Genomic DNA, 13,156 nt, shown 5'->3' on the forward strand with positions numbered 1-13,156 from the left:
TATCGGCGAGCCCGCTCGGCCGGGACAATCGACTTGTTTTGGCATGACCTGTGAGGCAGAATCACAGGATGGTCCGCCGCCTTCCCTCCATGCAGATCCTGCAGGCATTCACCACCACGGCCCGCTACGGCAGCATGACGCGCGCGGCGGACGCGCTGTTCGTCACGCACGGGGCCATCAGCCGGCATATCCGTTCGCTCGAGGAACAACTGGGTTGCGAGCTGTTCCAGCGCACCGGCCGCCAGGTCGAGCTGACGCCGGCGGGGCGGCAACTGGCAGACGGGCTGGAAAGCGCGCTGCGCGCGGTCGAGGCCTCGCTGACCGATGCGGCCGAACGCCGCAAGCGTGACCGCTCGTCACTGAACGTCAACGTCAGTCCGGAACTCGCTGGGGCCTGGCTCGTCCCCCGCCTGTCGCAGTTGCGCGCGGCCCTGCCGGAGCTCGACCTGTCCATCGCCACGACCACCGACGATCCGGACTTCGAGCGGGCGGACCTGGACGTGGGCCTGCGCTACGCGGCCGCGCCCTTCACGGGCTACTAGTGCGCCAAGCTGGTGGACGACGAGATCATCGTGGTCTGCAGTCCCGAGTTCGCCCAGCGCCATCCCGGCATGCGGCTGGCCGACGTCGCGCGCCTGCCGCGGCTGCGGCATGCGCGGTTCCGGTGGTCGCAATGGGGAGCGGCGGCAGGGGTGGAGCTGGACGAGCCCGAGGACGGCATCGTCTTCGACAACCGGGCGTTGATGGCCGAGGCGGCGGCCAGCGGCCTGGGGCTGGCGCTGACCCGCGGGCTGCTGGTGCGCGACGCGCTGGCGGCGGGACGGCTGGTGCGTCCGCTGGCTGCGTGTTTTCCGGCCAGCGTCAATTGCTACATCGTCTGGCGCGGGGACAATCCCAAGCAGGAACTGATACGCCGCTTCGCCCGGTGGCTGCGCAACGCGGCGCTTCCTCCCGGCGCGCCGCTCCCGTCCGATCGCGGCGTGTTCCCGGACCAGGCCTGACGGCCCGGCGCGATATCCGTCAGGCGCGCTCGCTGATCGCGGCGCGCCACGATTCATACAACTGCGGCGCGGGCGAGATCGGATAGTGGACGATGTGGATGGACTGCTCGGACAGCGGCAGGGCCAACTCGCGGTACACGGGCGCGGAGGACAGTCCATAGGGTTCGGCGTCGTCGTTCGAGTAGGCGTAGAAGACCTCGCGCATGCCGGTCATGTGGATCGCCGCCAGACACATCGGGCAAGGCTGCGCGCTGGCATACACCACGCACCCGTCCAGCCGCGGCGAGCCCAGCGCGCGGCAGGCCGCGCGGATGGCCGACAGCTCGGCATGGGCGGTGGGGTCGGCGCACGACAGTATCTGGTTGACGCCGGTGCCGATGACCGAACCGTTCCTGACGATGACCGCGCCGAAGGGACGGCCGCCGCATTCCGCGTTCTTGCGGGCGAGATCGACCGCCATGCGCAGGAAATGCTCGGGCATGTTCATGTTGTTGTCTCCCTATGAGGACGGACCGGTGGCAGGACATCGATCTTACGTGACGCCATCAATAAGGTAAAAGACGGATTTATTATCTTTTCGATAATTTCCTCTTATAAGGTCCGTCCATGCTGCTCCGACCCATCCATTACTTCCTGGCCGTGGCCGAGCACCGCAGCTTCACGCGTGCCGCCGCGGCGCTGCATGTCTCGCAGCCGGCGCTGTCGCAGCAGATACGGCAGCTGGAAGAGATGCTGGAGGCGCAACTGTTCGACCGCACGGGGCGCGCGACGCGCCTCACGGATGCGGGCCACGTCTATTTCAAGCATGCCCGCAAGGCCCTGCAGGACCTGGAAGAAGGCCGGCGCGCGATCCACGACGTGGGCGACCTGAGCCGGGGATCGCTGCGCCTGGCGGTCACGCCCACCTTCGCCTCGTATCTGGTCGGGCCGCTGGTCGAGCGCTTCCACGCCCGCCACCCCAACGTCTCGCTGATCCTGCGCGAGATGCCGCAGGAGCGCATCGAGGCGTTGTTGGCGGACGACGAGTACGACGTGGGCATAGGATTCGAGGAAGTGCGCTCGCCCGAGATCGCATCGCAGCGGCTGCTGGTGGAGACGCTGGCGCTGGTGGTCGGCAGCCGGCATCCCCTGGCCGGAAGGCGGCGGATGGCGCTGAAGGCGCTGGACGCCGAATCCCTGGTGCTGTTGACCGCCGAGTTCGCGACGCGCGAGCAGATCGACCGCTATTGCCGCCGGCACGGCCTGCGTCCCCGTGTCCTGATGGAGGCCAACTCGCTGGGCGCGGTCATCGAGATCGTGCGGCGCACTTCGCTGTCGACCTTGCTGCCGGCCACCATCGCCAGCGGCCGGGACGGCCTCGCCTCCATAGCGCTCACGCCGTCGCTGCTGGAAAGAACCGCGGTGCTGATGCAAAGGCGCGGCGCCTACCAGACGGCGGCGGCGCGCGAATTCGTCCGGCTCGCGCTGGAACACGGTGATGAAGGCGGGGGCGGGCGCAAGCGTGGCTAGACGGCCTCATGGGGGCTTGCATATCGAAAAGAACGCCTATACGATACACACAAACGATATATCGTTTAACTGTATCGAAGGAGTATTCTCATGTTTCACCCTCATAGAATGTGGGCCGCCTGGCCCGCGTGGATGGCGGGCCGGGGCGGCCATCGTGGCCGCGACCCGTTCGACATGGATGGCCGGGGCCGGGGCGGTTTCGGCGATGGCGGTCGCGGTTTCGGCCGGGCCGGACGCGTTTTCGGGCCGGGCGACCTGCGGCTGGTGCTGCTGGCGCTGATCGCCGAACGTCCCAGCTCGGGCTATGAATTGATCAAGGAACTCGAACAGCGCTTCGGCGGCGTCTACGCGCCCAGCCCCGGCTCGGTCTACCCGACCCTGACGCTGCTGGAAGAGCAGGGACACATCCGCGCCGCCGGCATGGAAGGCGCCAAGCGGTCGTTCGAGATCACCGAAGAAGGCCGCGCCTTCCTGCAGGAAAACCGGCCCATGGTCGACGCGGTGCTGAACCGCATGAACATCACCGCCCAGTCGATGTCCGGCCGCGCCACGCCGGGCTCGGTGCACCAGGCCATGCACACGCTGCGCGCGGCGCTGGCCTTCCATTCGCGCGGCTGGGACGAGGCCGAGACACGGCGCGTGCTGGACGTCCTGGAGAAGGCCGCCCGGGACATTAGCGGGGGTTAGGATGAAGCCCACCCTGGCGCCACGAAGCCCGGTCGCGTCACGGCCGCCTGCGCTGGCCGGGATGCGGGCCACCAAGGGCCGGCAGGCGGTGCTTGCCGCGCTGGACGAGGCCTCCGACCACCCCACGGCCGAAGACCTGCTGATGCGCGCCCGCAAGACGGATCCGGCCCTGAGCCTGTCTTCCGTCTATCGCATCCTGAAGGAATTCCACGATCGCGGCATGGTCCGCCGCCACGTGTTCACCCAGGGGCGGGCCGTCTGGGAACTGGCGCAGCGCGCCCTGCACGCGCACTTGATCGATGTCCATACGGGCGAGATCGTCGAGCTGCCCGGGGCCGATCTGGTGCGCATGTACGAGGCGGCGGCCGAGACGCTCGGCTACCGCCTGCGGGATGTCAGGCTGGAACTGTACGGCGAGCGCATCGACGACGAGCGGGCTTCACCGCATGTCTAGGGCCCATTCCCGGCCTGTGCGAGCCTTCCTTTTATCGTGAACAGACCCTGGGCGGGCTGGCCTGGCCCGTGGCGGCCTGCCTGAAGTTGCCCTCCAGCGCTTCCAGCGTCCGCAACAGCGCATCGAGCTCTTTCTCCGACAGGCCCTGGAGCACTTCGTCCAGAAAAGCGGCTCGCCGGGGCATGGCCTCGTCCACCACCTCCTGTCCGGCCGCCGTCAGGCTGACGTTGGTCTGGCGGTTGTCCTGGGCATCCACCTGACGGGCGATCCAGCCGAGCTGTTCCAGGGCATGGAGCAATCGAGTCAGCGATGCGGGGTCCAGCCGGCAGCGCTCGGCCAGGAGCTTCTGCGGGCAGGTGCCGTGCTCGGCCAGCGTCAGCAGGATGCGCCAGCGCGGCAGGGCGTGGCCGATGCGGCCGCTGAAGCCGGCCTGCATGGCGCGGTAGGTCTGGCCCAGGCGCTGGATGACCTGCAGACCGCGTTGCTCGCGATTCACGGCGCCTCCTCGGGGGCGGGCCGCTTGCCCCGCTCGGGGCGCACGATCTGGATGGACGGTACGCGCCTTACCAGCCACAGTCCGACCAGGGCGATCAGCACCGCCAGGATCTGGCCGTTGTGGATGCCCGAGACCAGGGCCTGGCGCACGTGTTCGAGCAGTTCGGTGGCGTGGCCGCCATGCTGGGCGAATTGTTCGGCCAGCGTGCGCTGGGCCTGCGGGTCCACCAGGACCTGGGGATTGTGCAGCTGCGGCAGCCACTGCAGCGCGTTCTCCGATTGCAGCACGTCGGTGACGCGCCACAGGTAGCTGTGCGAGACGATGGTGCCGACGATGGCCGTGCCCAGCATGCCGCCCACCATGCGGGTCGATTGCAGCGTGGCGGTGGCGATGCCCAGGTGGGTCCGGTCCGCGGTGTGCTGGGCGAAGATCGTTAGGTTGGGCATGGTGAAGCCTATGCCTATCCCGGCCAGGAACATGTAGAACGCGAAGAGCGCGTGCGGCGTGTCGTGGTGGGTGGTGACGACCCCCAGGCAGGCCAGCGCCAGCGTGGCGAAGCCCGCATACAGCATGCGGTTGGGCTTGTCGATGTGGCTGATGATGCGGCCGTTCAGGATGCTGCCCACGGTGATGCAGGCCGCCATGGGGGTGATGAGCAGGCCCGCTTCCTGGGGCGACAGCCCGAAGCCGCCCTGCAGCAGCAGCGGCGCGTAGAACATCAGCGCGAAGATGATGAAGCCGACCAGTGTCGCCAGCACGAACAGCACCGCCAGCGCCGGGTTGCGGAACATGTCGATGGGCAGCAGCGGCTGCGGGCAGCGCTGTTCCCAGAAATACAGGCCGGCGAAGGCGGCCAGGCTGCCGGCCCCCAGGAGCAGTACCGTGGTCGAGGCGGCGCCCTTGGGCAGCAGCTCCACGACCATCTGCAGGCAGCCGAGCGCCAGCGCGATCAGCAGCGCGCCGGGCCAGTCCAGTTGTATCTTGCCGGCCGTGTGATGGCGGATGCGCGGCAGGAAGCGCGCGACGAACAGGATGCCCAGCAGCCCGACCGGCAGGTTGACGTAGAACACCGAGCGCCAGCCGTACTGCTCGGTCATCACCCCGCCCAGCGAAGGGCCGATGGCGTTGGCGATGCCGAAGGCAGAGCTGACGATGATCTGCCAGCGCAGGCGCACGCGGGGCTCGGGGAACAGGTCGGGAATGCACGCGAACGCGCAGCCCACCAGCATGCCGCCGCCTATGCCTTGCAGGCCGCGCGCCACGACCAGCCACAGCATGCTGGTGGCGGCCCCGCACAGCACCGAGGCCAGCGTGAAGACGAAGATGGCCGCGATCACGAACGGCTTGCGGCCGTAGTAGTCGCCCAGCCGGCCGAAGATGGGCACGGTGATGACGGACGGCAGCAGGTAGGCGGTGGCCACCCACGCATACAGGTCGAATCCCCGCAGCTCGGCCACGATGGTGGGCAAGGCGGTACCCACCACGGTCTGGTCGATGGCGACCATCATCATGACGAAGCACATGCCGAGGACGGCCATCAGCGATTGCCTGAAGGGCAGGACCTGGCCTTCGGAATGCTGGGGAAGCGTGGACATGGGAGGATGCCAGAATCATTGATCGATCAATGATTGTAGTCCTCCCGGCGCGCAGGGACCGCGCCCGTACCTTTTTGTTTAACATGGGCCAGAACCCGCCGCCCTCGTACCGGTCCCATGCAACCGGACGTCTTTCGAGGACTTTCCATGCCGCTTTCCGAATCCGATCTGCAGGAACTGGCGCGGGCCAGGCACCTGCTGGAGCACCCGGGCATCGCCGCGCGCATCGCGGGGATCGCCGGCAAGCCCATCGAGCGTACGCTGGCCGCGCTGCCGGACCGGGTGTCGTCGATGATCGACGAACTCGCCCGCCGTTCCATCAGCAAGGCCCTGGACGTGGCGGTCAAGACCATGGATCCGACCCGGCCGGCGGCGGCCGCCGACTGGTGGCACAAGCTGGCGGCCGGGGCCTCGGGGGCCGCGGGCGGCGCCTTCGGCATGGCGGGGCTGGCCGTGGAGCTGCCGATCTCGACCACCATCATGCTGCGCTCCATCGCCGACATCGCCCGCAGCCAGGGCGAGGACCTGAAGACGCCCGAAGCGCGGCTGGAGTGCCTGCACGTGCTGGCGCTGGGCGGTTCCTCGAAGGCCGACGACGCGACCGACGCCGGCTACTTCGCCTCCCGCGCCGCGCTGGCGCAGGCCATCGCCTCGGCCAGCCAGTACCTCGCGCAGCATGGCACGGCCAAGGGCAGCGCGCCGGTGCTGGTCCGGCTGATCTCCGAGATCGCCTCGCGCTTCTCGATCGCGGTGTCCGAGAAGGCGCTGGCGCAGGCGGTGCCGATGATAGGCGCCATCGGCGGCGGGGCGATCAACGCGCTGTTCATCGATCATTTCCAGGACATGGGGCGGGGCCACTTCACCGTGCGGCGATTGGAGCGCGTCCATGGGACCGAGGCCGTGCGCGAGGCGTACCTGGCGCTGCCGCGGCGTTGACCCTTGTGCGGGCGTCGGGCGGAAACAATCGGCCCCGCCAGACGTATCAGTCTGTTAACGCCATGCGCGCTCATGCATGGCGAGCTACGATGGCCCCTGGGCCGGCACTGCGCCGGCGTCTTCAGCGAGAATCGCCATGAACGCCTCTTCTTCCCTGTCAGACGAACTGATGTCCCAGCTGCAAGGCGCCCCCTTGCAGCAGCTCGCGCAGCAACTGGGCACGGACACCGCCCAGACCCAGCAGGCCGTGGGCGCCGCGCTGCCCCTGCTGCTGGGCGCGATGGGCAACAACGCGGCCCAGCCGCAGGGCGCGCAGGCGCTGTTCGGCGCGCTGCAGGACCACGGCGGGGGCGGCGGCCTGGAGGGCATGCTGGGGTCGCTCCTGGGGGGCGGCAACGCGGGTGCCCAATCGGACGGGGGCGCCATCCTGGGCCACATCTTCGGCGCCGACCGGCAGCGCGCCGAGGCCGGGCTGGGCGAGGCCACCGGCCTGGGCGGCGGCAACGCCGCCAACCTGCTGAAAATGCTCGCTCCCATCGTGATGGCCTTCCTGGCGCAGCGCGTGCAGTCGGGCGGCATGTCGGCCGACAGCCTGGGCACCACGCTGGGCCAGGAGCGCGATGCCGCGCGCCAGCAGGGCGGCCTGGGCGGCGGCCTGCTGGGATCCTTGCTCGACCAGAACGGCGACGGGCAGGTGGGCCTGGACGATCTGGTCAAGATCGGCGGCAGCCTGTTGGGAGGCCGTCGCTAGCATGCACACGCTACCGATACGCCAGCATATCGTCGATCGCGTCATCGCCCGGCGCGGCCGCGTGCACTTGCACGACCGGCTCGACCCGACCAGGACCGCCCTCGTCGTCATCGACATGCAGCCGACCTTCGTCGCCCCCGGCAGCCCCGCCGAAGTCCCCGAATCCCGGTCCATCGTCGACAACATCAACGCCCTGGCCCGCATCGTGCGGCGCCGGGGCGGACTGGTCGCGTGGGTCACCCACGCGAACCTGCCGGTGGGGCAGGGATCGGACTGGTCCGGCTTCTACGACCATTTCGTGGCCGCCGACGTGCGCGCCCGAACCATCGAGGCGAACGCGCCGCGCCCGGCTTCCGAGGCGCTGTGGCAGGGCATGGCGCCCGCGCCCGGCGACGTTCATCTGGCCAAGAACCGCTACAGCGCCCTGGCCCACGGTTCGTCCGGGCTGGAGCGGGTGCTGCGCAGCGCGGGAATCACCCATCTGCTGATCGCCGGCATCAAGACCAACATCTGCTGCGAGTCCACCGGCCGCGATGCCATGATGCTGGACTTCTTCCCCATCATGGTGGCGGATTGCCTGGCGGCGCTGTCCGACGAGGAACACCGGGCGGCGCTGGAGACCTTCGTGCAGAACTTCGGCGACGTGCGCGAGGTCAGCGAGATCGAAGGCCTGATGGCCTGAGTACGCGCGGGCGGTCCGTCCGCTCGCGCACGGCCACGCATGCCATCAGCCAGGCCGCGGTGACGGCGAAGGCGGCGATGACGTCGCTCAGGTAGTGCACCTGCAGCATCACGCGGCTGTAGCCGACGCTGGCGATCAGGCCGGCCGCGAACATGGCCATGGCCTGGCGCCACGCCGGCGGCGCCAGGCCAGCCAGCAAATAGGCCAGCATGCCGTACACCGCCATCGCGCCGGTGGCGTGCCCGCTGGGGAAGCTCCAGCCCAGTTCCTGCGTGAACCCGTGCAGGTGTTCGGGGCGGACCCGCTGGAAGGTGCTCTTGAGCAGCACGTTCAGTCCCGCCGCGCCCAGCGTGCCCGCCAGCCAGAGCACCGCGTCGCGCCAGCGGCGGCGCCACAGCAGCACGGCCAGCACGAGCGTGCCCAGTCCCAGCAGGAAGTCCCGGTCGCCGGCCACGGTCAGCATGGACAGGAACCGCAGCCAGGCGGGCGAGGCGCGTTCGGCCAGGGTCTCGGCCAGCACCTTGTCGAAGGCCACCAGCCGTGACTCGGTCACGACGTTGGCGGCGATGAATCCGAACACGGCGACGCCGCCCGCGATCAACCCCGCCATCACGCGCGACCGGCGCCCCGGCGAGGTCCGGCTCGCGTCCAGCAGCCTCCCTACCCACAGGCCGAGCGCGCACGCGCCGGCCAGCCAGGCGAGAAAGGCAAGGCCGGCGTGGCGGCCGGCGATCAGTTCCAGGGTCGTCATCGTTCGGTCTCGTGTCCGCGCGGCATCATCACCTGCCGGCAATGGCCGCATTGCCTCGCGCCTATGGCGGGAGAGGCGCCCGCCTTCTACAGTGCAGCGATCGGGCGACCACGATACATGACAACAACGGAGACGGCACATGATCCGAGCGTTCTGGCACGGCCTGATGGCGGCCATCCTCCTGGCGCCGTTCGCCCCGGCGGCGGCAGGCTACCCGGAACGGCCGATACGGCTCATCGTTCCCTTCGTGGCGGGCGGTTCGATCGACCGCGTGGCGCGCCTGCTGGCCGAGCGCATCCAGGCCCGGGTGGGGCAGCCGGTCATCGTCGACAACCGGACCGGCGCGACCGGCAACATCGGCACCCAGGCCGTCGTGGCGGCCCCGCCGGACGGCTACACGTTGCTGATGCAGACCTCGGCGCTGGCCATCACCCCATGGCTGTCCAGGCTGCCGTTCGACGTGGAGCGCGACCTCGTGCCCGTGACCCGCATCGCGCGTACCCCCTATGCCCTGGTCGTCAGGACCTCCCTGCCGGTGGAGTCGTTCGAGGCCTTCGTGGCCTACGCGGCCGCCCATCCCGGCAAGCTGACCTGTTCCAGCTACGGCGTGGGTTCGCCGCCGCACCTGGCCTTGGAGCTGATCAAGCAGGCGGCGTCGGTCGAGATCGTCCACGCCCCGTACCGGAGCTTCTCGCAGGCCGCCCCCAGCCTGGCCTCGGGGCAACTCGATTGCGGCATCGACACCCCGACGAATGTGCAGCCCCTGGTCGACATGGGCACCGTCCGTGTGCTGGGTGTGACCTCAGCCGAGCCATTCTTCCTGTTTCCGTCCGCCCAGCCCATGGCCCGCCGCTATCCGGGCACGGAGGTCGAAGGTTTCCAGTTGCTGTTCGCCGCCAGGGGGACGCCGCCGGACGTCGTGGACCGCATCCACGCCGAGTTCGCCCGCGTGCTGCGGGATCCCGACGTGGCGAAACAGCTCCGGGGCATGGGCTTCGTGCCGGTAGGCGACGACCCGCGGTCGGCGGCGGCCGGCTTCGCCAAGGACTACGCCCGCTTCGGCCAGTTGATCAAGGAGCGCGGCATCCGCGCCGAATGATCCGCCCGGCCCAAGGCCCATTCCCGGCCTGTGCGAGCCTCCTTTTAGCGTGAACAGGCCCTAGTGGACGGTTGCCGTCCAGGCCGAGCCGGATCGGGCCACGGCGACGCGCAGGAGGACGATGGGCGAGGTATCCCCCGCTTCGCCGCGCGGCGGGCCCGCATCCACCTGGACGGTGCGCATCACGCCGTGGGCCGCGGTGGCGATCTGCAGCATCGCCTTCCTGCCGGCGGGCGCCGCGTAGTTGTTCAAGCCCACGCTGAATATGCCGGCTTGCAGGCGCTGCGGATCGCAGGTCGCGTGATAGTGTTCCGGCCCATGGCCCGCCGTGTTGTCCAGGTCTAGGGAGCCGCTGGCGCCCACGCGCGCGCCGTAGTGCACGTGGGCGCCGCCAGGTTCCAGCACGTGCAGGTCGATGTCGCCGTCGCCGTCCCAGGCCAGCGTGGCGGTGAAGAATCCCGGGCTTGCCCGGGGTTCGGCGGCCTTTAGCGCCAGCAGGCGATCGGCCATCAGCGCGCCGGCGGCGGACCGGCCGTTGCGGTCGGCGTCCAGGTAGGTCTCGATCAACTGATGGCCGGAAGGGTCCCGGGTCGACGGCGGGATCCAGAGATTGGGCGGCGGCGGGGTGCCCGGTACCACGCCGCGCAGGGCAGCGATGACCATGTCGTTGCCCGACAGCAGGTGGGGACCGCTGGCGCGGGCCGATGCGGGCGCGATGTGGACCACCGCGAGCGCCGCCGGATCGGGCTGTGCGCGATAGGCGCCGTTCAGGAAGAAGTTGCCCTGCGAATGCCCCACCAGCAGGACGCCGCGTCCCAGGGCGTGCAGCGCGCGCAAGCGCAGCCGGTGGGCGGCGTAGTCGATTCCGGTGGGCGGGGCGGCGGCGAACGAAGTGGCATGCGCAAGCAGCCGCGCGTTGCGTGCCTCGGTCAGCGCGACGGCGAGGTCGCGGGCGCGCGGCAGCACGGCCGCTATCCGGCGCCAGCCTTCCAGGCGGCCATCGACGATTTCCCAAAACAGCTCCCAGCGCTGGCGCACGGCATCGTCCAGTTCCGCGGCCCGCTGCGCGAAGACTTCGACCAGGTCTTCGATGCCCTCGCGCGTCCCGCGTTGCAAGCCGCTGGCGTTGTAGAACACCTCGGCGCCGATGGCGAGCGTCGCGCGTGCGGGGTGTGCGCGCAGCGCTTCGTCCAGCGCCCCGAGCAGGGCCCGCGCGCCGCTGGCTGCGGTATCGGGCGTATTCCAGACGCCGTTGAAGAAGGCCAGGGTGTGGGTATGGGCCGGACACAGATCCGCCGCGTACGCACCTGGCGCCAGCATGCCAGCCATCGCCAGCAGCGTCCGTGTCCATCGGCGCAGCATCCTATTCATCGCAGCCGTCCCCGGCGGGTAGCGACAGGATGGCGCCGTCCAGCGCCGCGGAATAATCGAGATAGGCAAGGACCCGGGCCTTGGTGTTGGCGGACATCTTGCGCATATCGGCCACCGCGTCGGCGCCCTCGGTGCCGGAGCCGCTGTGCGCCATCACGCATGACACGGCCAGGGTGGTGCGCCACGCGGCCTCCTGCGCGGCGACGGAGTCGCCGCGGACCAGCAAGGCGTCGCGGAACGCGCGGGCCAGTTGCCTGAGCGCGTCCTGCCGCGCCGGCGCTCCGCCCTGGCGCGCGATCCAGGCGTCGATGTCGTCGCGTACGCCATTGCCGTCGGCGTCGGGCCCGCCCAGGTCCTCGGAGCGATCCAGGACGGGAAGCGCGCCCTGGCGTTCCAGGTCTTCGATGGACCGCGCCTGTAACGGAGCGGGGTCTTCCCCGCCGCAGGCGGCAAGCAGGGACAGGAGGGACACGAGCATCCCCAGGTGGCGCGGTGTCATGGCGTTTCCCAAGCGTGGCGTCCTTCGCCTGCATGGCGAGGGCGTCCCGGCCGGCGCGGCGCGGGCGAGGTGCCATTAGGCCGGGATCCGGGCGTGTCCGGGGCGCGCGTGCGCATGGTCGTCCGTGGGGGCTTGTGCGTAGGCCCGGCGGCGGGCGCCTTTGCCAAGCGGCGCCGATCGCGCCACACTTGCGCCGGGTCTTGTTTTTCCAGACATGCCAGAACATGAGAAGATCGCATCGCACCTGGCTGGCCATACTGTCCGCGTCGCTGGTGCCGGCAACCGCGGCACACGCCCAGTCGTCCCTCACCCTGTACGGCGTGGTCGACGCCGGCATCTACCGCCTGGCGCGCGGCGCCACCTCCATCGGCAACATCCAGCGCAGTTATTGGGGCATCAAGGGTTCGGAGGACCTGGGCAGCGGCTATGCCGCCATGTTCCACCTCCAGTCGCGCTTCGAGATCGACACCGGCCGCCTGGAGGCCAGCGGCGGCGCGCCCCTGTTCTACGGCGAATCCACCGTGGGCGTGAAGGGGCCCTTCGGCCAGCTGCGGCTGGGACGGGCGATGACTCCCATGTGGGCGCTCGATTGGCAGTTCGACCCCTGGTACAACTTCGATCGCGTGGCTTCCATCGCCTGGCAGATCTACCATCCGGCGTACCGGACCGACCCTTATCGCAACGGGCCGGCGGGCGACTACAACCGCGCGAACAACGGCGTGTTCTACGACTCGCCGGTCGCGCGCGGCTGGTCGGTGCACCTGGCGGCCAACGGCGAGCGCAGCAAGGTGCCCGATGCCAACGGCACGGTCGAAAGCAAGCGGGGGCTGGCGGCCGGAATCAACTACGACGACGGCTCGGCGACCTTGCTGGTTTCCGCCGAACGCAACAGCGTGAACGACAAGACCTATTTCGTCGGGCTGGCCTACGGCTCGGGCCCGACGCGGGTGATGGCCTCCGCCAGCCTGACCGAGCTGACGACCGCCAGCCAGGTGTTCCTGGGCGAGGCCCGCCGGCGCCGCACCAGCGCCATGCTGGCCGCGACCCACCGCATCGGCGCGGCCACGCTCAAGATCGGCGTGGGCCGGGACTTCCAGGGCTACGGCCGCAGCGGCGCGACCGACTATGTCAGCGCCGGCGTGTCGTATGCGCTGTCCAGGCGCACGCAGGTCTACGCCGGGGTGGGCCACGGGCGGCCATCCAACGACGGCAGCCGGACCAACGTGGGCATGGGCGTGAACCACAGTTTTTGAAGACCGCGCTGTCGCTACGCGTTACAGACGTTGCGCCTCGGCGCCTCTACCATGGCAGCGACGTTCGAGGAG

16 protein-coding genes are annotated in these 13,156 nt (G+C 69.7%); 10 read left to right on the forward strand and 6 right to left on the reverse strand.

Annotation, left to right across the window (positions count from 1 at the left end; genetic code table 11):
• The first annotated feature begins 68 nt into the window (after window positions 1-68).
• Together N5K27_RS01970 and N5K27_RS01975 are read left to right on the forward strand one after the other, a co-directional pair.
• Entirely contained in the window at window positions 69-542 is a 474-nt protein-coding gene (locus N5K27_RS01970; RefSeq protein WP_279814310.1) for a LysR family transcriptional regulator, read from the forward strand.
• Between the two features lie 12 nt (window positions 543-554).
• Complete coding sequence (locus N5K27_RS01975; protein ID WP_279814313.1) at window positions 555-1,001, forward strand: LysR substrate-binding domain-containing protein; 447 nt, start codon at window positions 555-557, stop codon at window positions 999-1,001.
• Window positions 1,002-1,020: 19 nt separating this feature from the next.
• On the opposite strand, the gene N5K27_RS01980 is transcribed toward N5K27_RS01975, so the two are convergent.
• A complete protein-coding gene (locus N5K27_RS01980) occupies window positions 1,021-1,488 on the reverse strand; it encodes a nucleoside deaminase (RefSeq protein ID WP_087838472.1) in 468 nt (155 codons plus the stop codon).
• Between the two features lie 119 nt (window positions 1,489-1,607).
• Between N5K27_RS01980 and cynR the strand changes: the two genes are divergently transcribed.
• The 3 genes from cynR to N5K27_RS01995 all read left to right on the forward strand — a co-directional run bounded on the left by cynR (window position 1,608) and on the right by N5K27_RS01995 (window position 3,651).
• On the forward strand, window positions 1,608-2,510 hold the full coding sequence (gene cynR / locus N5K27_RS01985) for a transcriptional regulator CynR (protein WP_087838471.1): 903 nt from the start codon (window positions 1,608-1,610) through the stop codon (window positions 2,508-2,510).
• A 90-nt stretch (window positions 2,511-2,600) separates the two neighbouring features.
• Window positions 2,601-3,197 (forward strand): PadR family transcriptional regulator, encoded by a 597-nt coding sequence (locus N5K27_RS01990; protein ID WP_279814319.1) that lies wholly within the window; start codon window positions 2,601-2,603, stop codon window positions 3,195-3,197.
• Between the two features lies 1 nt (window position 3,198).
• The gene (locus N5K27_RS01995) at window positions 3,199-3,651 is read left to right on the forward strand and encodes a Fur family transcriptional regulator (RefSeq protein WP_087838469.1); all 453 of its coding nucleotides are present in this window, start codon (window positions 3,199-3,201) and stop codon (window positions 3,649-3,651) included.
• A 31-nt stretch (window positions 3,652-3,682) separates the two neighbouring features.
• Here the strand turns inward: N5K27_RS01995 and N5K27_RS02000 are convergent, their stop codons facing one another.
• Window positions 3,683-4,147 carry a MarR family transcriptional regulator gene (locus tag N5K27_RS02000; protein ID WP_279814323.1) on the reverse strand — a complete coding sequence of 155 codons (465 nt, stop codon included), beginning with the start codon at window positions 4,145-4,147 and terminating at the stop codon, window positions 3,683-3,685.
• Window positions 4,144-5,742, reverse strand: a complete 1,599-nt coding sequence (locus N5K27_RS02005) for an MDR family MFS transporter (protein WP_279814325.1) — start codon at window positions 5,740-5,742, stop codon at window positions 4,144-4,146. Before N5K27_RS02005 ends, N5K27_RS02000 begins: the two co-directional genes overlap by 4 nt.
• A 147-nt stretch (window positions 5,743-5,889) precedes the next feature.
• Here N5K27_RS02005 and N5K27_RS02010 point away from each other — a divergent pair, with 147 nt between their 5' ends.
• The 3 genes from N5K27_RS02010 (at window position 5,890) to N5K27_RS02020 (ending at window position 8,111) form a co-directional block, all read left to right on the forward strand.
• Complete coding sequence (locus N5K27_RS02010) at window positions 5,890-6,678, forward strand: EcsC family protein (protein WP_087838466.1); 789 nt, start codon at window positions 5,890-5,892, stop codon at window positions 6,676-6,678.
• Between the two features lie 136 nt (window positions 6,679-6,814).
• Window positions 6,815-7,429 carry a DUF937 domain-containing protein gene (locus N5K27_RS02015; RefSeq protein WP_132979765.1) on the forward strand — a complete coding sequence of 205 codons (615 nt, stop codon included), beginning with the start codon at window positions 6,815-6,817 and terminating at the stop codon, window positions 7,427-7,429.
• Between the two features lies 1 nt (window position 7,430).
• The gene (locus N5K27_RS02020) at window positions 7,431-8,111 is read left to right on the forward strand and encodes a cysteine hydrolase (RefSeq protein WP_279814331.1); all 681 of its coding nucleotides are present in this window, start codon (window positions 7,431-7,433) and stop codon (window positions 8,109-8,111) included.
• Here the strand turns inward: N5K27_RS02020 and N5K27_RS02025 are convergent.
• The gene (locus tag N5K27_RS02025) at window positions 8,083-8,862 is read right to left on the reverse strand and encodes a phosphatase PAP2 family protein (RefSeq protein WP_279814334.1); all 780 of its coding nucleotides are present in this window, start codon (window positions 8,860-8,862) and stop codon (window positions 8,083-8,085) included. The genes N5K27_RS02020 and N5K27_RS02025 overlap by 29 nt on opposite strands.
• Before the next feature lie 139 nt (window positions 8,863-9,001).
• Between N5K27_RS02025 and N5K27_RS02030 the strand changes: the two genes are divergently transcribed.
• Window positions 9,002-9,961 carry a tripartite tricarboxylate transporter substrate binding protein gene (locus tag N5K27_RS02030; RefSeq protein WP_279814338.1) on the forward strand — a complete coding sequence of 320 codons (960 nt, stop codon included), beginning with the start codon at window positions 9,002-9,004 and terminating at the stop codon, window positions 9,959-9,961.
• Between the two features lie 60 nt (window positions 9,962-10,021).
• Here the strand turns inward: N5K27_RS02030 and N5K27_RS02035 are convergent, their stop codons facing one another.
• Together N5K27_RS02035 and N5K27_RS02040 are read right to left on the reverse strand one after the other, a co-directional pair.
• On the reverse strand, window positions 10,022-11,332 hold the full coding sequence (locus tag N5K27_RS02035; RefSeq protein WP_279814350.1) for a hypothetical protein: 1,311 nt from the start codon (window positions 11,330-11,332) through the stop codon (window positions 10,022-10,024).
• The gene (locus N5K27_RS02040; protein WP_279814352.1) at window positions 11,325-11,831 is read right to left on the reverse strand and encodes a hypothetical protein; all 507 of its coding nucleotides are present in this window, start codon (window positions 11,829-11,831) and stop codon (window positions 11,325-11,327) included. The genes N5K27_RS02035 and N5K27_RS02040 overlap by 8 nt, the downstream gene beginning before the upstream one ends.
• Window positions 11,832-12,055: 224 nt before the next feature.
• On the opposite strand from N5K27_RS02040, the gene N5K27_RS02045 reads away from it, so the two are divergent.
• Window positions 12,056-13,084 (forward strand): porin, encoded by a 1,029-nt coding sequence (locus N5K27_RS02045; RefSeq protein WP_176400705.1) that lies wholly within the window; start codon window positions 12,056-12,058, stop codon window positions 13,082-13,084.
• The last annotated feature ends 72 nt before the right edge of the window (window positions 13,085-13,156 follow it).

It is taken from the genome of Pigmentiphaga sp. GD03639 (assembly GCF_029845405.1).
GTDB classification, from domain to species: domain Bacteria; phylum Pseudomonadota; class Gammaproteobacteria; order Burkholderiales; family Burkholderiaceae_B; genus Pigmentiphaga; species Pigmentiphaga daeguensis.